23 protein-coding genes are annotated in these 19,195 nt (G+C 65.1%); 11 read left to right on the forward strand and 12 right to left on the reverse strand.

Annotated elements, in window-relative coordinates:
• Positions 1-223: transposase (locus AC1AYR_RS09230; protein ID WP_476512430.1), on the forward strand; the 223-nt coding region annotated here is incomplete at its 5' end.
• On the opposite strand, the gene AC1AYR_RS09235 is transcribed toward AC1AYR_RS09230, so the two are convergent.
• Together AC1AYR_RS09235 and AC1AYR_RS09240 are read right to left on the reverse strand one after the other, a co-directional pair.
• The gene (locus AC1AYR_RS09235) at positions 203-346 is read right to left on the reverse strand and encodes a cyclophilin-like fold protein (RefSeq protein WP_476555166.1); all 144 of its coding nucleotides are present in this window, start codon (positions 344-346) and stop codon (positions 203-205) included. The genes AC1AYR_RS09230 and AC1AYR_RS09235 overlap by 21 nt on opposite strands.
• 7 nt (positions 347-353) lie before the next feature.
• The gene (locus AC1AYR_RS09240; protein WP_476512429.1) at positions 354-575 is read right to left on the reverse strand and encodes a hypothetical protein; all 222 of its coding nucleotides are present in this window, start codon (positions 573-575) and stop codon (positions 354-356) included.
• A 183-nt stretch (positions 576-758) separates the two neighbouring features.
• Between AC1AYR_RS09240 and AC1AYR_RS09245 the strand changes: the two genes are divergently transcribed.
• Positions 759-893, forward strand: a complete 135-nt coding sequence (locus AC1AYR_RS09245; protein ID WP_476512428.1) for a hypothetical protein — start codon at positions 759-761, stop codon at positions 891-893.
• A gap of 157 nt (positions 894-1,050) precedes the next feature.
• Here AC1AYR_RS09245 and AC1AYR_RS09250 read toward each other — a convergent pair whose 3' ends face one another.
• The gene (locus tag AC1AYR_RS09250; protein ID WP_476512427.1) at positions 1,051-2,370 is read right to left on the reverse strand and encodes an ABC transporter permease; all 1,320 of its coding nucleotides are present in this window, start codon (positions 2,368-2,370) and stop codon (positions 1,051-1,053) included.
• Positions 2,371-2,554: 184 nt separating this feature from the next.
• Here AC1AYR_RS09250 and AC1AYR_RS09255 point away from each other — a divergent pair, with 184 nt between their 5' ends.
• Positions 2,555-3,142, forward strand: a complete 588-nt coding sequence (locus AC1AYR_RS09255) for a TetR/AcrR family transcriptional regulator (protein ID WP_476512426.1) — start codon at positions 2,555-2,557, stop codon at positions 3,140-3,142.
• A gap of 154 nt (positions 3,143-3,296) precedes the next feature.
• On the opposite strand, the gene AC1AYR_RS09260 is transcribed toward AC1AYR_RS09255, so the two are convergent.
• Positions 3,297-4,340, reverse strand: a complete 1,044-nt coding sequence (locus AC1AYR_RS09260) for a zinc-dependent alcohol dehydrogenase family protein (RefSeq protein WP_476512425.1) — start codon at positions 4,338-4,340, stop codon at positions 3,297-3,299.
• A 242-nt stretch (positions 4,341-4,582) separates the two neighbouring features.
• Between AC1AYR_RS09260 and AC1AYR_RS09265 the strand changes: the two genes are divergently transcribed.
• Entirely contained in the window at positions 4,583-5,485 is a 903-nt protein-coding gene (locus tag AC1AYR_RS09265) for a DUF3737 family protein (RefSeq protein ID WP_476512424.1), read from the forward strand.
• On the opposite strand, the gene AC1AYR_RS09270 is transcribed toward AC1AYR_RS09265, so the two are convergent.
• Positions 5,405-6,238 carry an ion channel gene (locus AC1AYR_RS09270; RefSeq protein ID WP_476512423.1) on the reverse strand — a complete coding sequence of 278 codons (834 nt, stop codon included), beginning with the start codon at positions 6,236-6,238 and terminating at the stop codon, positions 5,405-5,407. The genes AC1AYR_RS09265 and AC1AYR_RS09270 overlap by 81 nt on opposite strands.
• An 82-nt stretch (positions 6,239-6,320) precedes the next feature.
• Between AC1AYR_RS09270 and AC1AYR_RS09275 the strand changes: the two genes are divergently transcribed.
• The 3 genes from AC1AYR_RS09275 (at position 6,321) to AC1AYR_RS09285 (ending at position 8,898) form a co-directional block, all read left to right on the forward strand.
• A complete protein-coding gene (locus tag AC1AYR_RS09275) occupies positions 6,321-7,202 on the forward strand; it encodes a hypothetical protein (protein WP_476512422.1) in 882 nt (293 codons plus the stop codon).
• 432 nt (positions 7,203-7,634) lie between these two features.
• A complete protein-coding gene (locus AC1AYR_RS09280) occupies positions 7,635-8,162 on the forward strand; it encodes an NAD(P)H-dependent oxidoreductase (RefSeq protein WP_476512421.1) in 528 nt (175 codons plus the stop codon).
• A 157-nt stretch (positions 8,163-8,319) separates the two neighbouring features.
• Complete coding sequence (locus AC1AYR_RS09285) at positions 8,320-8,898, forward strand: sugar O-acetyltransferase (RefSeq protein ID WP_476512420.1); 579 nt, start codon at positions 8,320-8,322, stop codon at positions 8,896-8,898.
• Between the two features lie 35 nt (positions 8,899-8,933).
• Here the strand turns inward: AC1AYR_RS09285 and AC1AYR_RS09290 are convergent, their stop codons facing one another.
• Entirely contained in the window at positions 8,934-10,262 is a 1,329-nt protein-coding gene (locus tag AC1AYR_RS09290; RefSeq protein ID WP_476512436.1) for an MFS transporter, read from the reverse strand.
• Between the two features lie 283 nt (positions 10,263-10,545).
• Between AC1AYR_RS09290 and AC1AYR_RS09295 the strand changes: the two genes are divergently transcribed.
• From AC1AYR_RS09295 to AC1AYR_RS09310, 4 genes are all read left to right on the forward strand, one after another.
• Positions 10,546-11,070: an NAD(P)H-dependent oxidoreductase gene (locus AC1AYR_RS09295; RefSeq protein ID WP_476512419.1), complete on the forward strand. Its 525-nt coding sequence runs from the start codon at positions 10,546-10,548 to the stop codon at positions 11,068-11,070.
• A 233-nt stretch (positions 11,071-11,303) separates the two neighbouring features.
• Positions 11,304-11,603 (forward strand): helix-turn-helix domain-containing protein, encoded by a 300-nt coding sequence (locus AC1AYR_RS09300; RefSeq protein WP_476512418.1) that lies wholly within the window; start codon positions 11,304-11,306, stop codon positions 11,601-11,603.
• The gene (locus AC1AYR_RS09305; RefSeq protein ID WP_476512417.1) at positions 11,600-12,823 is read left to right on the forward strand and encodes a type II toxin-antitoxin system HipA family toxin; all 1,224 of its coding nucleotides are present in this window, start codon (positions 11,600-11,602) and stop codon (positions 12,821-12,823) included. Before AC1AYR_RS09300 ends, AC1AYR_RS09305 begins: the two co-directional genes overlap by 4 nt.
• Positions 12,824-12,886: 63 nt before the next feature.
• Positions 12,887-13,066 carry a hypothetical protein gene (locus tag AC1AYR_RS09310; protein WP_476512416.1) on the forward strand — a complete coding sequence of 60 codons (180 nt, stop codon included), beginning with the start codon at positions 12,887-12,889 and terminating at the stop codon, positions 13,064-13,066.
• A gap of 23 nt (positions 13,067-13,089) precedes the next feature.
• On the opposite strand, the gene AC1AYR_RS09315 is transcribed toward AC1AYR_RS09310, so the two are convergent.
• The 6 genes from AC1AYR_RS09315 to AC1AYR_RS09340 all read right to left on the reverse strand — a co-directional run bounded on the left by AC1AYR_RS09315 (position 13,090) and on the right by AC1AYR_RS09340 (position 19,121).
• Positions 13,090-14,055 (reverse strand): L-lactate dehydrogenase, encoded by a 966-nt coding sequence (locus tag AC1AYR_RS09315; protein WP_476512415.1) that lies wholly within the window; start codon positions 14,053-14,055, stop codon positions 13,090-13,092.
• Positions 14,056-14,190: 135 nt separating this feature from the next.
• Entirely contained in the window at positions 14,191-14,823 is a 633-nt protein-coding gene (locus AC1AYR_RS09320; protein WP_476512414.1) for a GNAT family N-acetyltransferase, read from the reverse strand.
• A gap of 33 nt (positions 14,824-14,856) precedes the next feature.
• Entirely contained in the window at positions 14,857-16,188 is a 1,332-nt protein-coding gene (locus AC1AYR_RS09325; protein ID WP_476512435.1) for an MFS transporter, read from the reverse strand.
• Between the two features lie 376 nt (positions 16,189-16,564).
• Positions 16,565-17,620, reverse strand: a complete 1,056-nt coding sequence (locus AC1AYR_RS09330; RefSeq protein WP_476512434.1) for a zinc-dependent alcohol dehydrogenase family protein — start codon at positions 17,618-17,620, stop codon at positions 16,565-16,567.
• A gap of 88 nt (positions 17,621-17,708) precedes the next feature.
• Complete coding sequence (locus AC1AYR_RS09335; RefSeq protein WP_476512413.1) at positions 17,709-18,254, reverse strand: flavodoxin; 546 nt, start codon at positions 18,252-18,254, stop codon at positions 17,709-17,711.
• 15 nt (positions 18,255-18,269) lie between these two features.
• Positions 18,270-19,121 (reverse strand): SDR family oxidoreductase, encoded by an 852-nt coding sequence (locus AC1AYR_RS09340; RefSeq protein ID WP_476512412.1) that lies wholly within the window; start codon positions 19,119-19,121, stop codon positions 18,270-18,272.
• Between the last annotated feature and the right edge of the window lie 74 nt (positions 19,122-19,195).

A 19,195-nucleotide genomic window follows, 5' to 3' on the forward strand; every position in this document is an offset into this window, starting at 1 on the left:
CCCCGAGATCGTCGAACTCGCCCGGAAGATCCGGCGACGCCGGCCCGACATCCTCAGAACGATCGAGTTGGGCTATTCGAACGCAAGGCTCGAGGCCTTCAACAACAGGATCAAAGTCACCATCCGCATGACCTACGGCTTCCACCACGTGAACAACCTCATCGCCCTGATCATGCTCCGATGCGGAGGACTCGACATACACCTACCCCAACCAAGAACCTAACCCACGAAAACAGCAGAAGCCTCCGATTTTCTCGGTATCGCCGTAATCCTCGAAGGTCAGGTCCATCGGCAGTTTCGACAGCAGGTCGTCCGCAGCGGGATTGTCCAGCAGTTCGACCGTGATGGTCGCATCATCGAACGTTGCGGTGACGGTCCTTCCCGCTCATGCTTTGCTCCTTGTTCTGATCGTTCTGACCGTCCTGATTGGTCCGACCGTCCGTTTCCCGTTGCCCGGTCTGACTGGAATCGGCCGCGCCGACCGATGCCTGCCGCCGTGCGGCGCCGCCGTCCGCGCATGACGACAGGGACAGGGTCAGCAGCAGTGCCGAGATTCCCGCTATGGTTCGTTTCATGATGACGCTCCCGTTGAAGTGCGACGGCGTATTGATACCGTTATCGTCATTACAGAACACCGGAACCGCATTGTCCAATAGTCATGACCTATCGTCAGTGATAATTCGCAGGCATGGGACCAGCCGATTGCATTCGTCCAATTCCGTGACACGCGTACAAAGAACGCCAGCCGGGCGAACGCAATGCCGACCACGCCCCAGCGAGGCATGTGCCTGACGATGCTGTGGGGCAGCATGGTGCTCGGCATCGCCGTCGGCCTGGTCGGCATCGTGCTGCTGCCCATGCCCATCCCGCTGTGCATGGGCCTCAAGGACTGACGATAGACGTCGATCCATTAGCCTCTCTCCATCACGCGAAAGGCCCCGATCCCGGTTCGATCCGGATCGGGACCTTTCGCCGCTATTGCGTCACGAACGTCACGAACGTCGACGCATTACACCGCAACTTCTCACCACACGGACAAAGCGCCGTACGCTATGCGATCGCTACCGCAGCACCTTGCGCGACCTTGTCGTCGCCCGCCTTCTTCCGGGCCGGCAAGGCGATGCCCACGGCGGCCACGATCACACCGATCGCGACGCAGCCGGCCACCCACAGGGCGTTGGCGTTGAACACGCCGTCGCCGAGGAAGACAATGGAGCGCACGCCATCGACCACGAAGTGGGCGGGTGCCCAGGGCAGCACCCAATCGTGCCAGAGGGCGGGCAGCATCTCGGGCGCGATGTACCCCACGCTCATCGTGGACATGAGCACGAACATGCCTACCGTTCCCAAGGGGAAGAGCAGCGTCATCAATCCCAGCAGCATCGCCATGATGCCGAAGCTGCACAGCCACAGGAACGGCAGCACCGTGATCCAGGGCAGGGTCATGCCGCCGATCACGCCCATGAGGAAGCAGGCAAGACCCGCCACGCACAGGGAGAGCCCGGCGGCATAGGCCAGCTGGATGCCGAAGCGCTTGGCGCGCTTGGCACGGTTCGCATCGGCTTCGACGCGGGTCATCATGAACATGATCATCGTGCAGGAAGCCGACATGGCGACGACCGGAGCAGCGGACAGCTGGCCGAGCATCGAGGCGCCGGACGTGGTGCCGACGTCATAGCCGTGCACGGTGGAGGTCGTAACGTTCACGCCGGCTTCGCCGAGCCTGCTGGTCATCGAGGAGACGAGCTGCTGGGAAACGGAGGCGTTCTTCGCGCTGTTGGCGATGATCTCGACGCTCGGCTTGGCGGCGTTCTCGGCGTCCGCCGCGGCATTCCGCGCGGATGATCGGGCCTTCTGGGCCTTGCTGACGGCCTCGGCCTGCATCTGCCGAATCTGCTCGTCGGTGGCACCTTGGGCCTTTGCCTGCTGGAGTTTCTGCTGCAACGCCTGCTGGGCCTGGGCCTGCTGAAGCGCCGACTGCATCGTGGCCTGCCTGGCGGCGATCTGCTTGGCCGTGAAATCCTTCGGGATCACGAGCGCACCATAGTAGTCGTTGCCGTCCATGGCCTTGTCGAGTTCGGCTTTGGATTTGAATTCGGCCCATGCGATCGGGGATTGGGTATCCGACGTTGCTGCGGATGCATCGGTGAGCTTATCGACGATCTGCTCCCCCGCGTTGACGTCGACACCCGCATTGCTTGCCCCTTCATCGAGGTTGATGATGGCGTACGGCACGTTTTCCGGCGTGCCGTTGAGCATGGGGTACATCATGAAGCTCCACAGCGCGAGGAACGCGCACAGCACACCCAACGGAGCAAGCCATTTGACATTGAACGAACGGGATTTCGAAGTGCCCTGTGACATAGACATACACATCCTTCCAAACACACTAAATACGACATTGAGTCGTCTGATAATCCTTGTTATTTCAGTCTTCATCATTAGACAACGCGTTATCGATGGACTACAGTAAGGCACATCGAAACAATCATCAATACACATCATGCGACACAGTGTCAAATGATGATGGAACGGCATCGAAACGGAGCGCATCATGGTCATGAAACAACCGGAGGTCACGGAACGCACCAGACAGCGCCTATGCCGCGCATTCTGGCACATCTACTCCCGGCAGCCTCTGGAAAAAATCACCGTCAAACAGGTGGCGGAGCTCGCCGGATACAATCGCGCAACGTTCTATCTGTATTACGGCGGCGTGCGCGACCTCCTCGACCAGGAGGAGGATGCGCTCATCGCCCGACGCCAGGAAGCCATGGACAGCGATGTGGTCAACGTGCACGGCCCCGACGACGTGCGCGTCAACCTCACCGCGTTCCTCGAACAGACCCGCAGGGACGCCCCCTATCTGGCCATATTGCTCGGGCCGCACGGCGACCGGCGATTCCTCGACAAGGTGCGCGGCATCACCTCGCCGATATCCAAGGCCATGTTCAGCAACATCCTTGGAACGACGCAGAAAAACAACTCCCATGCCAAGGAGAGCGAATACCTGTCGGAGTTCTATCTGGGCGGCATGATCTCCATGATCCGCCTATGGCTCGCCGACCCCGACCCGATGCCGCTCGACCACCTCGTCGAATGCATCATCAACACCTTCATGCCCGACGTCACCACGGAATAGCGGATTCCCGTCGATCAACGCCACGATCGGCACACGACAGACAATGCCGTCATGGCTCCCTTCCGCATCCATGATCGGAAGGGAGCCATGACGGCACATCATTCGTCTTCGCGGACTGTCGCACCGCACGTTCGCGCGGGATGCGACGATCCGGCTAGAAGCGGATCAGCGCCTTGATGACCTTGCGCTGGTCCATCGCCTCGTAGGCGTCCTGGATGTGGTCGAGATCGTACTCGGCGGTGAACACGCGGCCGGGGTTGATCTCGTGGTTCAGCACCGCGTCGAGCAGGCCTCCGTCCAGATCGTAGTGGCGCACCGGGGCCGGACCGCCCTTGATGCCGATGTTGCCGTAGAACGTGCCCTCGGCGCTCACGTCCACGCCATGCGGCAGTCCCACGCGGCCGATCACGCCGCCGCGGCGGATCAGACCCATCGCCGTGTCGAACGACTGCTTGGAGCCGACGCATTCGAGCACCGCGTCCGCACCATAGCCGCCGGTCATCTCCAGCACCTTGTCAACGGCGGCCTGATCGCGCTCCGGCACGATGTCCGTGGCGCCGAATTCGCGGGCGAGCGCCGCACGGTCCTCGTGGCGGCTCATCGAGATGATGCGCTTGGCCCCACGCATCCTGGCGGCGATCACGCCGCACAGACCGACCGCGCCGTCGCCCATCACCACGGCGGTGTCGCCGGGCTCGACCTCGGCGGCGACGGCCGCATGGTAGCCGGTGGACATCACGTCGGAGATGGTCAGCAGCGAGGCGAGCGTCGCGTCGTCGTAATCCTCCGGCAAGCCCGGCACCTTGACGACCGTGCCGTCGGCTTCGGGCACGCGCAGGTATTCGGCCTGGCAGGCGGAGAAGTAGCCGCCGTGCGGGCACACGGATTCGAACCCGGCCTCGCACACCGGGCACTTGCCGCAGCTGAACGGGAACGGCACCACCACGAAGTCGCCGGGCTTGACGCTCGTGACGGCCGCGCCGACCTCCTCGACCACGCCGATGGACTCGTGGCCCACCTGGCTGTGCGGGGCCTGCGGGGTCAGACCGCGGAAGAACCACAGGTCGGATCCGCACACGCAGGCGCGCACCACGCGAATGACGATGTCGCCGTCCTGCTGAAGCGTCGCCTTCGGCACCTCGCGCACCTCCATGCGTCCCGGTTCCACGAAGATCGCGGCCTTCATGGTCTCGCTCATGTTGTACTCCTTCATGCGTTGCGCCGGGCGCGGATGCCCGGTCGTCATGTCTGTCATTACAGCCCGGAGGCGCGCGGATATCAAATAGGCACCGGTCATGCCGTGCCATAACCGTCCGCTATGGCGGCCCATGGCGTCGCGCTATTGGATGTCCGCGCGTCTTCGCTGTTGAATGATGTCGTCCGCCCGCTTCGGTTCGCGCGGCGGGCGGCGAAGCGACACCCACAGGAAAGGACGTCACGATGGCGGATACACCCGAAGAGGTACGACAGGCACGGTTGACGGGAGAGCGAGCCGAATTCTTCGCGCATGACACCGTCTACGTCGACACGATCTTCGCGGACGGCGAATCGCCGTTGAAGCACGCGCGAAACGTCGAGCTGGTCGATTGCGCGTTCCAGTGGAAGTACCCGTTGTGGTACGCCAAGGACGTCACCGCCCGCGGCTGCACCTGGTTCGAAATGGGGCGCGCCGGCGTGTGGTACACGAACGACATCGACGTCGTGGACTGCACCATCGAGGCGCCCAAGAACTTCCGCCGCTGCGACCGCGTGACACTGCGCGACACCGATCTGACGCACGCGGACGAGACGCTGTGGCATTGCTCGAACGTGACGTTGGACAACGTGGTGGCCCGCGGCGACTATCTGGCGATGGACTGCTGCTGCGTCACCGCCGACCGTCTGCGCCTCGTGGGCAACTACCCGTTCGACGGCGCGTGCAACGTCACCGTCACGAATTCGCGGCTCATCAGCAAGGACGCCTTCTGGAATTCGGAGAACGTCGTCGTGCGCGACTCCTACGTCTCCGGCGAGCATCTGGGATGGAACTCCAGGAACCTCACCTTCGAGAACTGCACGATCGAAAGCCTGCAGGGCCTGTGCTACGTCGAGGGCCTCACGTTGCGCGGCTGCCATCTCGTCAACACCACGCTAGCGTTCGAATACTCCACGGTGGACGCCACCGTCCAGGGCGGCATCGACGGCGTGACCAACCCACTGTCGGGCGTCATCCGCGCCGACCATATCGGCGAGCTGACGCTCGACCCCGACAGGATCGACCCGTCACGCACCGTCATCGACACGAGGGAGGGGCTTGTGATGAGCGGCATCGCCGCCACCACCGTCGCTCCGCCGTTCGCGTGAGGCGAGCTCGTCGCGCAACGCGGCGACGGTGGCTGCGAGCTCGCGCACCTCGCCGCGCAGCACGTCGAGTTCGGCGAGCTCGCGACGTTCCGCACCCTTACGTTCCTTCTCGCGTCTCGCGTCGAGGGAATCCTCGCGCCGGTCGGCCTCGAGGTTGACCTGGTCGACGATCCAGGAGGCGAGCGTGGCGGTGACGATGCCGATGAGCGCGATGCCGGCGAACATGAGCGCGACCGCGATGAGCTTGCCGGCGGACGTGACGGGGGCGACGTCGCCGTAGCCGACGGTGGTGACGGTGACGAACGCCCACCACAGCGCCGTGCCGAACCCGTCGATCGTGGTGCCCGGCACCCCACGCTCCACCGAGTAGACGGCGAGCGCGCCGACGTACATGAGCATGCCGACGGCACCGAACGCGTATACGGTGATGCGTCCGCGCACGGCCATGCCGGAGGTGCGGTTGAGTACGTGCAGGACGGTGAGGAGGCGCAGGAGCCGCAATGGCCTGAGCATGGGCAGGGCGATGGTCGCGAGGGCGAACAGGTTGTGGACGAACCATTGCATGCGGTCGTCGGTGAGCCATAGGGAGACGATGTAGTCGATGACGAACGCGGCCCAGATCATGTTGATGACGGTCTCGCAGAGGAGGATGTGCGTGCCGGCGAGTATCTCCCACGAGTAGGCGACGAGGAACACGACGGACGATGCCATCAGCGGCCAGTCCGTCCAATGCTTCCATGCCTTGAGGTCCATATGTCGATTGTACTGGGCGCGGGTCGGGTCGCCGCGTCGTCGGTGTCGGCGCATGGGGTTTCGCGGGCGTATGGTGGGTGTCATGCGTATCGTCGAACGGTTCTGCCGGGGCAAGCATGCCGACCGGTCGTTGAACGAGGATGGTCTTGTCGTCACGGACGCGTTCGCAGCCGTGGTGGATGGGGTGACGGGCAAGAGCGTGCGGCGGTTGTGGCGGCCGAGCGGCGGTGTGGTCGCGAAGGATCTGCTGTTGGACGAGGTCGCTGGGTTGCCGCGGGACGTGACGATGCGCGAGGCGCAGAGGATGCTGGACGGTCGGTTGCGTGACGAGTATGCGCGGTGCGGACTGGTTCATGGCGGTGCGGCTGCACGCGTGTTCGAGACGGAGCCGTGGGAGCGTCTTCAGGCCAATGCGGTGGTCTATAGCGAGTGCCGGCGTGAGGCGTGGCTGTTCGGCGACTGCCAGATCATGGTGAACGGCGTGCGGATGCCGACATTGAAGCGTGTGGATGAGTTGCTGGGCGACTTGCGTTCGTTCGCCGCGCAGGCGTTGCGGCTGCGGCCGGAGTCGGAGGGCCCGCGCGCTGGTGTTCGGTCGGACGCGCCGGCGCCGGATGCGTCTCGGGCCGGTTCCGCCGATCCGGCCCGTGACATGATCATGCCGTTCCTGCGCCTGCAGTCGGAGTTCGCGAACCGGCGCGGCGAATACGGGTATTTCGTGTTCGACGGGTTCACCGATCCGACGTGGCCGGTCCGGGTCGTGCCGGTGGAGCCGGGCGACGAGGTGGTGCTCGCCTCGGACGGCTATCCGCTGCTGCGTCCCACGTTGGCCCAGTCGGAGGCGGAACTGGACCGTCTGCGCCGCGAGGATCCCCAGCTGATCGGCGAATACCGCACCACCAAGGGGTTCACGGCCGGCCTGGAATCCTTCGACGACCGCACGTATCTGCGCTTCGTCGCGTGACGTGCGCGGCCGGTCATCAGCGTTCCCCCAATTCGTGAGCATGTGCATGGTTCTGCATGTGATGTGCATGGTTCGGAGGCGAATGTGCATGGGTACGGAACGAACCTGTAGGAAATGGAAACGGTGTTGTGGAGTGTGAGGGTGAAAGAACCTTGTCTCATATGAGTCCGGGGGAACAGGGTGCGGCGTCATTCCAAGGCTTTGGCGACGTCGGCTCCTCCGGCCGGTTACCGTCTTCGGCGACCCGCCCTGCAGGTACGCGTCATCGTGGTGCAGGTTGCGGTCCGCAATCTACACATCCGGCATGAAACCCTACACATTCGCCTCCGGATCGTGCACATCCGTCGCCTGCAGCGAAATCGTGGTGCTTCGCACGGGTATCATGCGCAGTGTCGGCATACGTTCCAATGTCCATGCCGCAAGGAGGTTTTCATGAAAACGCTGGTTCTGGTGTTCCATCCCGATCTGCAGGGAGCATCACGCGTCAACAAGGCGCTGGCCCGGGCGGCCGGCGAATTGCCGGACGATGCAGTGACCGTACGCGACATGGGTGCGATCTATTCCGACGGCGCGATCGATGTGGCAGTCGAGCAGCGTCTGATCGAGGCGCACGACCGCATCGTGCTGCAGTTCCCGATGTACTGGTATTCCGCGCCCGCCCTGCCCAAGGAATGGGAGGATCAGGTGCTGGCGTTCGGCTGGGCCTACGGTCCGGGCGGCAAGGCCCTCGAAGGCAGGCGGATCGCGGTCGCCACCACGGCGGGCGGTCCGGAATCCGAATACGTGACGGACGGCGGTGGAGCCACGATGGACGAGGTGCTCTCCCCCTACCGGATGATGGCCCGCTACACGCACGCCGTATGGCGAAGGCCGTTCGTCGTCTTCGAATCCATGGACCTGTCCGACAAGGCGCTGACCGAAGCCGGCAGGGCCTACCAGCGGTTCCTCCTCGCCGACTGAACGCCCGGTCTTCCCAACACACGTCGACAGCGGATTCATGGCAATGGCATAACGTCCCGAACCATAGCCGCCGGGCATGGGCGGTCATCGGATGACGCTATTGGCGGTGGCGCGAGGAGAGCGGTTCAATGGGAGCGACTTCGGAAAGGAGCACACCATGACCGATATCGACGGCACCGACGACATCTTCGCCCGGGACCGGGCCGGAGAACCCGTCTCACCCCATGAACCCGAGTATCCCGCCACGATCGGCGCCGTCATCGCCACGACGCAGCGCCTGTGCGCCGAACTCAACGCCGGATACCATGAGCCGGCCGAGACGCATGCGATGTTCGAACGCATCGTCGGTCACCCCGTGGATGCGTCGTTCCGGCTCAACCCGCCGTTCTACACGGATTACGGCCGCAACATCGAAGTGGGCCGCGACGTGTTCGTCAACTGGGGGTGCACGCTCATGGACCGCGGCGGCATCACCATCGGCGACGGCTCGTTCCTCGGCCCCAACGTGCAGCTCATCACCATCAACCACCTGCATGACCCCGAGCAGCGGGCCACGACGGTCTCGAAGCCGATCCGGATCGGCGAACGCGTGTGGATCGGCGCGGGCGCGACCGTGCTGCCGGATGTGACGGTGGGCGACGATGCGATCATCGGCGCCGGAGCGGTCGTCACGCACGACGTGCCCGCCGGGGCAATCGTCGCGGGAGTGCCGGCCAAGGTCATCGGCCGCGTCTGACGGACGTCACGCACGGCCACACGTCACGCACGGCCTCACGCACGGCGCACCCGCCGGCGGGACAGCATGAGCACGTATCCGGCGACGGGCAGGGTGAGCAGGCCACCGGCCACGAACACCCATACGATCGGGATCAGGTCGGCGAGCGGCGCGAACACGAGCATGCCCAACGGCATGCCGAGCGTGGAAAGCGTGGTGTCGAGACCGAAGACGCGGCCGGTCATCGACTCGTCGGATTCGGATTGCATAACCGTACGCATCGGCCCGACGCAGACGGCCGACGCGACGCCGTTCAAGACGTCGACGATCAGGTAGACGAGCAGATTCGGCGCGAGACCGAGGCCGACGACGGTGATGCCGACCATGGCGATGCCGGCGGCGATCGCGCGCATCCGAGCCCGGCCGTCGCGCAGCAGCCCCGGACCGATCACGGACATGAGCGCGCCGCCGAGCAGCAGGCCGACGCTCAGTCCCAGCTCGTTCGCGGCGAGCTTGTCGGACGCGGTCGTGAGGTTCACGAAACCGAGGTTCAGGTCCAGCCCGTCGTATTCGCGGGTCATGAGCAGCAGGGTCAGGTTCATCGGCGCGACCGACATGAGGCAGGTGAGCGCGTCGCCCAGAACCGCGCCCCTGAGGTACGGGTGGCGCATCGTGTACGCGAAACCGGCTTTGAGGTCGACGAACGTGCGGCGCAGCACGGCGATCGGCAACGGCTCCGCCTGCCCGCGGGCCGGGACTTCGGCGGCCGCCGTCCCGGCCTCGGCCTCAGCGGCCCCGGGTTTCGCCGGCACGCGGATGAGCGCGACGAAGCCGACGCCGATGACCGCGGTCGCCACGTCGATCAGCAGGATCGACCACAGCGGCGCCACGTTGACGAGCACGGCGGCGAGCGCCGGCGCCGCGATGCGGTTCGCCGAGTTGATGACGCCGAATATCGAGTTGACGCGCAGGAGACCCTTCTCCGGGACGATGTCCGGAATGAACGACTGTACGGCGGGTTCCTGGATGCCGGCCCCGGCCGAGCGGATGAGCAGCGCCACGAAGATCAGCGACAGGTTCGCCCAGCCGGTCGCGAACGCCACGGACAGCAGTGCGGTGACGGCCGCGATGACGAGGTCGGGCAGGATGATCAGCGCCCTGCGGTTGTAGCGGTCGGCCATCGGACCGCCGAAGACGGAGACGATGGCCTGCGGCACGACGCCGAACAGGGTGGCCAGCAGCATGGCCGATCCGGTGCGGGTCTGCAGGACGATCCACCACCAGATGGCGAACTGGACGATGCTGGAGCCGAGCAGCGAGAACGATTGACCGGCAAGCAGCAGCGCGGCGCGGCGTATCCAGCCGTGTTCGGATGGATCGGGCATCGGCTCGCATGCCGGGTCGGTTGCGGTTGCGGTTGCGGGGTCCGCGACGCGGCGGGTCTGGTGTTCCGAGGAATTATGAGACATGACGGTCCTATGTGATACCGGTCTGAGCGGACAATCCGCTTGTCACGCATGGTCCGCCCGTCGTCGCGCGTTTCCCTCCCGTTCGCCCACGACGTATTCGGCGGTGCGACGGCGCGTTTTCTGCGATAGTGGAGACGATAAAAGAACCGCTCGTTTCGAGACATTCCGGAACGAGACGAACCGGTAAGGAGACATCGCAATGAAGAAGACCCTGGTCCTCGTGTTCCATCCGTCCCTGAACGGGCAGTCCCATGTCAACAAGGCGCTCGCCGAGACCGCCGGCGAGCTGGGGAACGTGACCGTGCGCGACGAGTACGCGCTCTACCCGGATGGCCGCATCGACGTGAAGGCCGAGCAGGCGGCGGTCGAGGCCGCCGACCGTGTCGTGTTCCAGTTCCCGCTCTACTGGTTCTCCTCCCCCGCCCTGCTCAAGGAGTGGGAGGACGAGGTGCTCGAGCACGGCTGGGCGTACGGTTCCGAAGGCCACGCGTTCGAAGGCAAGGAGTTCGCCGTCGCCGTCTCCACCGGCTCCCCCGAGTCGAAGTACCAGCCGGATGGCGACAACAAGTTCACCATCGACCAGGTGCTCGTCCCGTTCGAGGGCACGGCCAACCACATCAACGCCACGTGGGTCAGGCCGTTCGTGACCTTCGCCTCCTTCGGCATCTCCGACGAGGCGCTCGCCGAGGCCGCCGCCGGATACAAGGCGTTCCTGTCCGAGTGACGGGCTGAGGCATACCAAGGCATTCGTCCTGCCACCCCTTCCACGGCTCCCCCGCGATTCGCGGGGGAGCCGTTCGCATACATGCTCCGTCACAGGAAACTGCGTTCCGCTTCTGTCTCCCCGGCAAGACCAACCACCCTTGGGCCCGATAGTCCAGATCATCACAAAGCCATAATATTGTTAATATATTAGCAATATCTAGATATAAAGTTATTTATTGCTATAATATTAGCATGTTTGATTTGCTGGACGACATGCTGCCCGGTGACGTGGCGGCCGCCGTGGCGCGACGAATGGCCTCCCGACGCAAGGAACATGGAATGACACAAGCCGACTTGGCGGATAGGAGCGGGGTCAGCCTCGGTTCGATAAGGAGATTCGAGCAGCTGCACGAAATCTCATTCGGCTCGCTGGTGAACATCGCCTTCGCCCTGGGATGCGAACATGATTTCGACGCGTTGTTCGCACAGCCGTTCTATGCGACCATCGATGATGTCACCGCCGCCACACGTCGTCAGGAGAAACGTTCATGACGGTCACGACCTCGACGCTTTCCCGCATCGACCAGGTCCGGGTACTGCTCTCGGGCGAGACGGTGGGCACGCTTGCCGTCTCCCCGGACCGTACGTTGGCGTTCGCCTACGACCATGCGTGGTTGAACGGCGGGTTCTCCATCAGCCCATTGAGCCTGCCTCTCAGAGAGGGCGTATTCATCGCGAAACGCGATCCGCTGAACGGCATGTTCGGCGTGTTCGACGACAGCATGCCGGACGGGTGGGGGCGGCTGCTCACCGACAGGCTGCTGCGCCGACGCGGCATCGACCCATATGCGATCGGACCGTTGGCACGCCTGTCGATTGTGGGGGCCGGGGGCATGGGCGCATTGGAATACCGCCCCGTCTCCCCCATCGGCGAGGAGACTCATGCATCACCGGACCTTGATGCGATCGCCTTGGAATGTCTCCGACTGCTGAACACCGATTTCTCGGACGATCTTGACCGTCTCTTCGCACTCGGTGGGTCATCCGGCGGCGCGCGCCCGAAAATCCTCACCATCATCAACGGAGAGGAATGGATCATCAAATTCCCGTCATCGATCGACCCGCCCGACATCGGCGAGACGGAATACCGCATCTCCCGTCTCGCACGGGAATGCGGCCTCGACATGCCCGAGACACGGCTGTTCCCGTCCCGACGATGCGCGGGGTATTTCGGCGTCAGGCGTTTCGACCGCGTACGGCATGCTGACGGATCCGTAGGCAAAATCCATATGGCATCCGCGGGAGGGCTGCTGGAGACGTCACACCGCATCGCCAATCTGGATTACGGTCTGCTGATGAGGCTCACCATGCGCATGACCGACAGCGCCGAGGATTGCGAGCGACTGTACCGTCTCATGTGCTTCAACGTGTTCATCGGCAACCGTGATGACCATGCGAAGAACTTCTCGTACCTCTTCGACCGGGCATGCGGCCATTGGAGCCTCGCGCCCGCCTACGACCTGACCGAGAATCCGGGCATCAACGGCGAGCACACCACGGCGGTCGGCGGCAAGGGGCGGGGCATCTCCATACGCGATATGGCCGGCATCGGCGTCAGGGCGGGCATCTCGCGCGCACGATGCCTGTCCATCGCCAAGGACATGAGGGAACGCATCGCCGCCGCCGGGTTCGCCGTACATGATTGGCATCGGATGCGGCACCGTACCGACACCGGTCGTGATGTGTACGCTCGTACACTACGCTTGGTATGATGGGCGGCGAGAACGGGCCGCGACGAAGGCGCCCGGCACAAGCGACATGCGAAGGAGCACGCCATGACCGTGAACGGATACGATGTCACCGCCGATCTCACGCCCGAGGAGCGCGTCGAATGGGACCGGATGGTGGCCGGCGTGGTCGCGGTCGGCAACCCGGCCCGCGTGCTCCGTCCCATCACCGAGGCCGACAAAACCGGTTTCACCGAGCGCATCGCTGCCCGCGACGCGGCCCGCTGACCGGCATCGCCAGGGCGACACGGCTACAGGCGATCGGCGATGAGCGCGCAATGCCCGCGCACCACGGCGGCGGACGCGTGGAACCGCGCGAGCTCGCCGGCGTCCAGATGCAGGTCGACGAAGTCGCCCACGCCGTCGCCGTCGAGCGCGACCGGCAGGGAGAGGAACACGTCGTGCTCGTCGTATTCGTATTCGCCGTCGATCAGCGTCGACACGGACACGACGCCGCGCTCGTTCCACAGGATCATGCGCACGAGCCCGGCGACGGTGGCGGCGATGCCGTAGCTGGTGCCGCCGCGCAGCCCCTTGATGTCGAGTCCGCGGCGGCGCGTCTCCTCCTCGATGCCCGCTAGGGTGACGCCGGGATAGCGCGACCGGTTGTCCTCGAGGTACTGCGCGAACGATTTGCCGATGAACGAGACCGTGGACCAGGGCACGAACTGGGAGTCGCCGTGCTCGCCGACCACGTAGCCGGATACGAGCCGCGGGTCGAGACGCGTCGTCTCGCCGATGATCGTCTTCATACGCGACGTGTCGAGCGCCGCGCCCGAGCCGAACACCTGGGCGCGGGGCAGGCCGGTGCGCTTCCATGCGAACCAGCTGAGCACGTCGACCGGGTTCGACACCATGATGAGGATCCCATCGAACCCGGATTCCTTGATATGGCGCAGGATCGGGTCGACGATGTCGATGGCGGCGCCGAGCTCCTGCATGCGCGTCTCGCCGGGCTTGGGCTTGGGGCCGGCGGTGACGATCACCACGTCGGCGCGGCGGCAGTCCTCCCAGTCGCCGGAACGGATCGTCACGAACCGGCCGAGGAACTCGATGCCGTCAGCCAGGTCCATCGCCAGCCCCTCCGCCTTGTCGGGATTGTGGTTGACGAGCACGAGCTCGTTGCACAGGCCCTGCTGGACGATGGCGCTCGCCACTGCCGATCCGACGTTTCCCGTGCCGACGATGACGACGCGGCTTCTGTTCGCGGTGACCATGATTTCTCTCCTTGTCGTATCGCCTCCATCGGATCCGCGGCGGATGCGCGGGACGGGGAGGCGCATGTCGCGCATAAGGATATGCTCCCGCGTCACGACGTGCCCCGCCGCGTCCCACGATTCGCACCGGCGCGCCTACGCCTCGCCCTCGTACAGGTAGTACGTGTCCGCGGTGCCGTCGCGACGGTCCACGCGTTCGGCGCGGCGCATGACGAGTCCCCGACGGTCGTAGAAGCCGACGTCGCAGGTGGTGTCGGTGAACAGGAAGTACCGGCGAACGCCGGCGGCGCGGAACCGGTCCATCGCATGGTCGAACAGCATGCGCCCCACTCCCCTGCCGCGGAACCGTTCATCGACGAGGAACAACACCACCTCGGCGTCGTAGCGCGATCCGAGACCGCGCATGAGGCGACGGTCGACGGCGACGAGCCCGAGCGCGTCACGGATGCCGCGTCGCCCGTCGGCGAAGAACGGCAACGGCAACGATTCCCGGACCACACGGCGGACATGCGGGTTGAGCGGCGTGAATCGCCCGCGCCGGGCGGCCGCGTCGACGCGGGCCAGAATCACGCCGACCGCCTCGCCGTCCATCGCCGCGACCGTCGCGATGGTCGAACAGGACAGACAGTGATGGAGGTCGATCGTGGCGAGCCTCGACGCGCAGTCGTCGACCATCGCGGGATCGGCGTACCACATGCGCCGCAGCATCGCGACGAGCGCGGGATAATCGTCGCGGCGCAGGGGCCGCAGCATCACGGAATCGCTCATGGTCTCCATTGTCGCACCGTATCGGACCGCCGCTCATCGGCCGTCGCGGGTCGACGCGAACACGTACCAGGCGACCGGCAGGGCGAGCAGGCCGCTGGAGACGAACACCCAGATGATGGGGATCATGTCGGCGAGCGGCGCGAACACGAGCATGCCGAGCGGCATGGCGAACGTGGCGAGCGTGGTGTCGAGACCGAACGCGCGGCCGACCATCGTCGTGTCGGATTCGGTCTGGATGACGGTGCGCAGGGGCCCTACGCACATGCCCCACGCCATGCCGCACAGGATGTTGATGACGAGATAGGCAAGCAGTCCGGGCGCGACGCCGAGGCCGACGATCGTGACGCCCACCGCGCCGATGCCGAACGCGACCACACGCACGTTGTCGCGCACGACCCGCACACCGACCGTGGACATGAGCATGCCTCCGAGCAGCATGCCTCCGCTCCAGCTCAGCTCGTTGGCGGCAAGCTTGTCCGATGCGGTGACGAGGTTCACGAACCCGAGGTTCAGGTCAATGCCCTCGTATTCGCGGGTCATGAGCAGGAGCGTGAGGTTCATCGGCGCGCCGACGACGAAGCTGGCGAGCGCGTCACCGAACACGACGCCTTTGAGGCGCGGCCGTCCCATCACGTAGGCGAGGCCGGCCTTGAGGTCGGCGAAGGCGCGGCGGATTCCGGCCATGAGCGGATTGCCCGCAGCGCCGGTCTTGGGACGTTCCTCCGCGGGCGTCGCGGCACCGTTCCCCGTTTCCTGTTTGCGCGGACGCGCGGGCACGCGGATGAGCGCGACGAAGCCGACGCCGATGACCGCGGTGGTCACGTCGATGAGCAGGATCGACCATAACGGCATCACGTTGATGAGCACGGCGGCGACGGCGGGCGCGACGAGCATGTTCGCCGAGTTGATCATGCCGTAGATGGAGTTGACGCGCAGCAGCCGGCCGACGGGCGTGATGTCCGGGATGAACGACTGGATGGCGGGTGTCTGCACGCCGCCGCCGGCCGAGCGGATGAACAATACGACGAACAGTATGGCGAGGTTCGCCCATCCGTGCGCGAAGGCGAACGAAAGGACGACGGTGACGGCCGCGATGATGAGGTCGGGCAGCATGATGAGCGGTTTGCGGCGGTAGCGGTCGGCCATCGACCCGCCGAAGATCGATACGACGGATTGCGGCACGACGCCGAACAGGGTGGCGAGCAGCATGGACCAGCCGCTCTTCTCCTGCAGGACGATCCACCACCACAGCGCGTATTGCACGATGTTGGATCCCAGCAGGGAGAACGCCTGTCCGACGAGCAGCAGGGAGACTCGGCGCCTCCAGCCGTTCTCGCGGTGGTCGGCCTGCGGCGTGGCGGGCATGGCCGGTTCGATGGTATGGGACATGTATGTTCCTGGTCTTTCGTTGACGTCGCACGGGCGACCCCGTGCGACAACGGGCATACTTCGACTGCGATGGCCGGCACGTGGGACGTTCTCACCTCAATGGGAGAACGTGGCGGACATGCCGGCACGCACGGTCAGATGAAGCCGGGCGCGTACACCGGGGCGTTGTTGTCCGGTGACGAGGCGCAACGAAGGGAACACATGCCGCCGACGTTAGCCGGGGCGGAAGACACGCGTATAGACGGTTATGGCTGGCGTTCACGGTTCCGTCCGGATTGTGGCAGGACCGCGAACGACCACGCGTCGCCGAGTTCTGGGTCAGCCAGGCGATGCGGCGACTGCGCGGATCGCCTCAGATCTCGCTGATGTCGATGAGTGATTTGATGGCGCGGCGTTCGTCCATTGCCTCGTAGGCGTCCTGGATGTGGTCGAGGTCGAACCGGGCGGTGAACACGCGACCGGGGTCGATCATGCCGGAGAGCACGGCGGGCAGCAGCACCTCTCGGTCGTAGGTGGCGACCGACGCGGGCCCGCCCTTCAACCCGATGTTGCGCCAGAACAGCACGGTCGGGTCGACGGCCGCATCATGCGGCACGCCCACGCGGCCCACGACCGAACCCGGGCGTCCCACGCGCACGGCGGTCTCGACGGATTGGGCCGAGCCGACGCATTCGAGCACCGCGTCCGCGCCATCGCCGTCGGTCAGCTCCATCACGCGCGCCACGGCCTCCTCGCCGCGTTCGGGCACGACGTCGGTCGCGCCGAATTCGCGGGCGATCGCGGCCCGGTCCTCGTGGCGGCTCATCGCGATGATGCGCGAGGCGCCGCGCATCCGCGCCGACAATACGCCGCACAGGCCCACCGCGCCGTCGCCGAACACCACGGCCGTGGAGCCGGGGCGCACCTCGGCCGAGACGGCCGCGTGGTAGCCGGTGGCCATCACGTCCGCCAGAGTGAGCAGCGAATCCAATGTCGCGTCGTCGTATGATTTCGGATGGCCGGGCACCTTGACCAGCGCGGTGTCGGCCTTGGCCGTACGCATGTACTCGGCCTGGTATCCGGCGTTGCCGCCCGGTTCGGCGTTCATGCAGTTCGCCTCGAACCCTGCCTGGCAGGCCGCGCAGCGCCCGCACCCGTGCGTGAATGGCACGACCACCAGATCCCCAGGCTTGAGGCCCCGCACATCGGAGCCAATCTCCTCGATCACGCCGATGGCCTCATGGCCGGTCAGCGAACCGTGCGGGCGTTGCGAGACGCCGCGGAACCACCACAGGTCCGAACCGCACACGCATGCCCTGACCACGCGCACGATCACGTCGTCCGGCTTCTCGATCACCGGACGGGGCACCTCACGCACCTCCATGTGCCCCGGTCCGACGAACACCGCCGCCCTCATCATGTTTCCCACTGCCATGTCGTTCTCCTTTGCATTGTTGTCATACGCTTCGTTGTTGCCGGGACATGTCGACGTAGTCGACGGCAATCCTCACCCGTCTCTATCCAAGCCAGTCCGCGACGGTCTGCGCGGTGACATCGGCATCGTTCTGCGCGGCCGAACCACGCAGCTCCATGCCGTCAAGCACGGTCGATCCGGCCGCCGTCCGTCGGATCGACGTGACCGTATCGGCCAGACCACTGCCCTCGTGCGTGCAGAACGGGGCGATGGTTTTGCCATGCCAGTCACGGCTTTCGAGGAACGTGTAGACGGGCATCGGCATATCCGACCACCAGATCGGATAACCGAGGTAGATGGTGTCGGCCGAGTCGAGCATCGTCGCCGGATCATCCGATTCGTCGCCTGCGCCCGTCACCAATGCGAACGCCGGCCTGGCATGGCTGGAACGTTCGCGCGTGGCCTGCGCCACGGCTTCGTCGTATACGTTCGGATAGGCTTCGCCCGGCGTGATCTCGACGGTCGAGGCTCCTGTCCGTTCGGCGATCGCCTGCGCCACCTTGGCCGTATTGCCGACTTCGATCTCACCGACCGAATAGTTCTCGCCGGTGCGCGAGAAATACACGATCACCGCATTATTACTGGACATTATTGCCTCCTTATGTCAACGCCTGACATTCGCCTGCGGCTGCAACGGACCGTAGAAATAACTGGCGGTCGCACCACCGTCGACAAGGAAGTCGGCGCCGGTGATGAACGCGCCCCGGTCGGACATGAGCAGTTCGGCCACGTTCGCGATTTCGTCGGCGGTGCCGGGGCGGCCGGCCGGGCATTTGGCGAACATGTTCCTGTAGAAGTCGCCGCGCGGACCGTTGAATTCGTCGATGGCCAGCGGCGTGACGATGATGCCCGGCGAAATGGAGTTGATGCGCGCCCCGCGTTCGCCCCACTTGACCGCTTCGGCCATGACGCGCTTCTCGTTGCAGCGTTTGGCGAGCTGGTAGGCGTGCAGCGTATTTTCGATGCGCTCCGGCTGCAACAGGTCGAGTCCGAGCAGTTCGTCGACGGGCGTGGTGGCAAGCAGACGGTCCTCCTCAGCGGTCAGCTGCCTCATGCGGTGGCCCGACTGGCTGGAGATGGTCACGCCCGCGCCGCCCGGCGCGATGACCTTGCCGACCTCCTCAAGCAGCATTGCGGTGCCGTACAGGTCCACGTCAAGAATCGTTTCAATGGACGCCTGGCTCGGCGATACGCCGGCCGCGTTGACCAGCATCGTGATGTCGCCATAACCGCGTGCTTGTGCGATGAAGCCGTCGATGGAATCACGCGAACCGAGGTCGGCGACGACGGCATGGGCGTCGAATCCGGCATCGGTCATGGTCTTCGCGACCTGCCGGGCGTTGTCCGGGTTCCTGTCGCCGATGAGGATGGTCATGCCATGTCCCATGCGGCGCGCTATGGCCATGCCGATCTGTCCGGCGCCCATGAGCAGCATCACATTGCGTTTCGCGGTCATTGCCGTTGTCCTTTCCTGGAAAGCGTTGGCTCGGGACGGACCGTGGGGCGATTACAGTCCGCCGCCTGCATACT

This window comes from Bifidobacterium sp. LH_417, from assembly GCF_056357035.1.

What these genes read in the sequence shown, in the direction of transcription:
- AC1AYR_RS09315 (WP_476512415.1), bottom strand. Translation starts at nt 14,055, where the DNA reads ATGGTCACCGCGAACAGAAGCCGCGTCGTCATCGTCGGCACGGGAAAC.
- AC1AYR_RS09300 (WP_476512418.1), top strand. Translation starts at nt 11,304, where the DNA reads ATGTTTGATTTGCTGGACGACATGCTGCCCGGTGACGTGGCGGCCGCC.
- AC1AYR_RS09335 (WP_476512413.1), bottom strand. Translation starts at nt 18,254, where the DNA reads ATGTCCAGTAATAATGCGGTGATCGTGTATTTCTCGCGCACCGGCGAG.
- AC1AYR_RS09270 (WP_476512423.1), bottom strand. Translation starts at nt 6,238, where the DNA reads ATGGACCTCAAGGCATGGAAGCATTGGACGGACTGGCCGCTGATGGCA.
- AC1AYR_RS09265 (WP_476512424.1), top strand. Translation starts at nt 4,583, where the DNA reads ATGGCGGATACACCCGAAGAGGTACGACAGGCACGGTTGACGGGAGAG.
- AC1AYR_RS09240 (WP_476512429.1), bottom strand. Translation starts at nt 575, where the DNA reads ATGAAACGAACCATAGCGGGAATCTCGGCACTGCTGCTGACCCTGTCC.
- AC1AYR_RS09290 (WP_476512436.1), bottom strand. Translation starts at nt 10,262, where the DNA reads ATGCCCGATCCATCCGAACACGGCTGGATACGCCGCGCCGCGCTGCTG.
- AC1AYR_RS09260 (WP_476512425.1), bottom strand. Translation starts at nt 4,340, where the DNA reads ATGAGCGAGACCATGAAGGCCGCGATCTTCGTGGAACCGGGACGCATG.
- AC1AYR_RS09285 (WP_476512420.1), top strand. Translation starts at nt 8,320, where the DNA reads ATGACCGATATCGACGGCACCGACGACATCTTCGCCCGGGACCGGGCC.
- AC1AYR_RS09280 (WP_476512421.1), top strand. Translation starts at nt 7,635, where the DNA reads ATGAAAACGCTGGTTCTGGTGTTCCATCCCGATCTGCAGGGAGCATCA.
- AC1AYR_RS09250 (WP_476512427.1), bottom strand. Translation starts at nt 2,370, where the DNA reads ATGTCTATGTCACAGGGCACTTCGAAATCCCGTTCGTTCAATGTCAAA.
- AC1AYR_RS09275 (WP_476512422.1), top strand. Translation starts at nt 6,321, where the DNA reads ATGCGTATCGTCGAACGGTTCTGCCGGGGCAAGCATGCCGACCGGTCG.
- AC1AYR_RS09295 (WP_476512419.1), top strand. Translation starts at nt 10,546, where the DNA reads ATGAAGAAGACCCTGGTCCTCGTGTTCCATCCGTCCCTGAACGGGCAG.
- AC1AYR_RS09305 (WP_476512417.1), top strand. Translation starts at nt 11,600, where the DNA reads ATGACGGTCACGACCTCGACGCTTTCCCGCATCGACCAGGTCCGGGTA.
- AC1AYR_RS09320 (WP_476512414.1), bottom strand. Translation starts at nt 14,823, where the DNA reads ATGAGCGATTCCGTGATGCTGCGGCCCCTGCGCCGCGACGATTATCCC.
- AC1AYR_RS09325 (WP_476512435.1), bottom strand. Translation starts at nt 16,188, where the DNA reads ATGCCCGCCACGCCGCAGGCCGACCACCGCGAGAACGGCTGGAGGCGC.
- AC1AYR_RS09340 (WP_476512412.1), bottom strand. Translation starts at nt 19,121, where the DNA reads ATGACCGCGAAACGCAATGTGATGCTGCTCATGGGCGCCGGACAGATC.
- AC1AYR_RS09245 (WP_476512428.1), top strand. Translation starts at nt 759, where the DNA reads ATGCCGACCACGCCCCAGCGAGGCATGTGCCTGACGATGCTGTGGGGC.
- AC1AYR_RS09310 (WP_476512416.1), top strand. Translation starts at nt 12,887, where the DNA reads ATGACCGTGAACGGATACGATGTCACCGCCGATCTCACGCCCGAGGAG.
- AC1AYR_RS09255 (WP_476512426.1), top strand. Translation starts at nt 2,555, where the DNA reads ATGGTCATGAAACAACCGGAGGTCACGGAACGCACCAGACAGCGCCTA.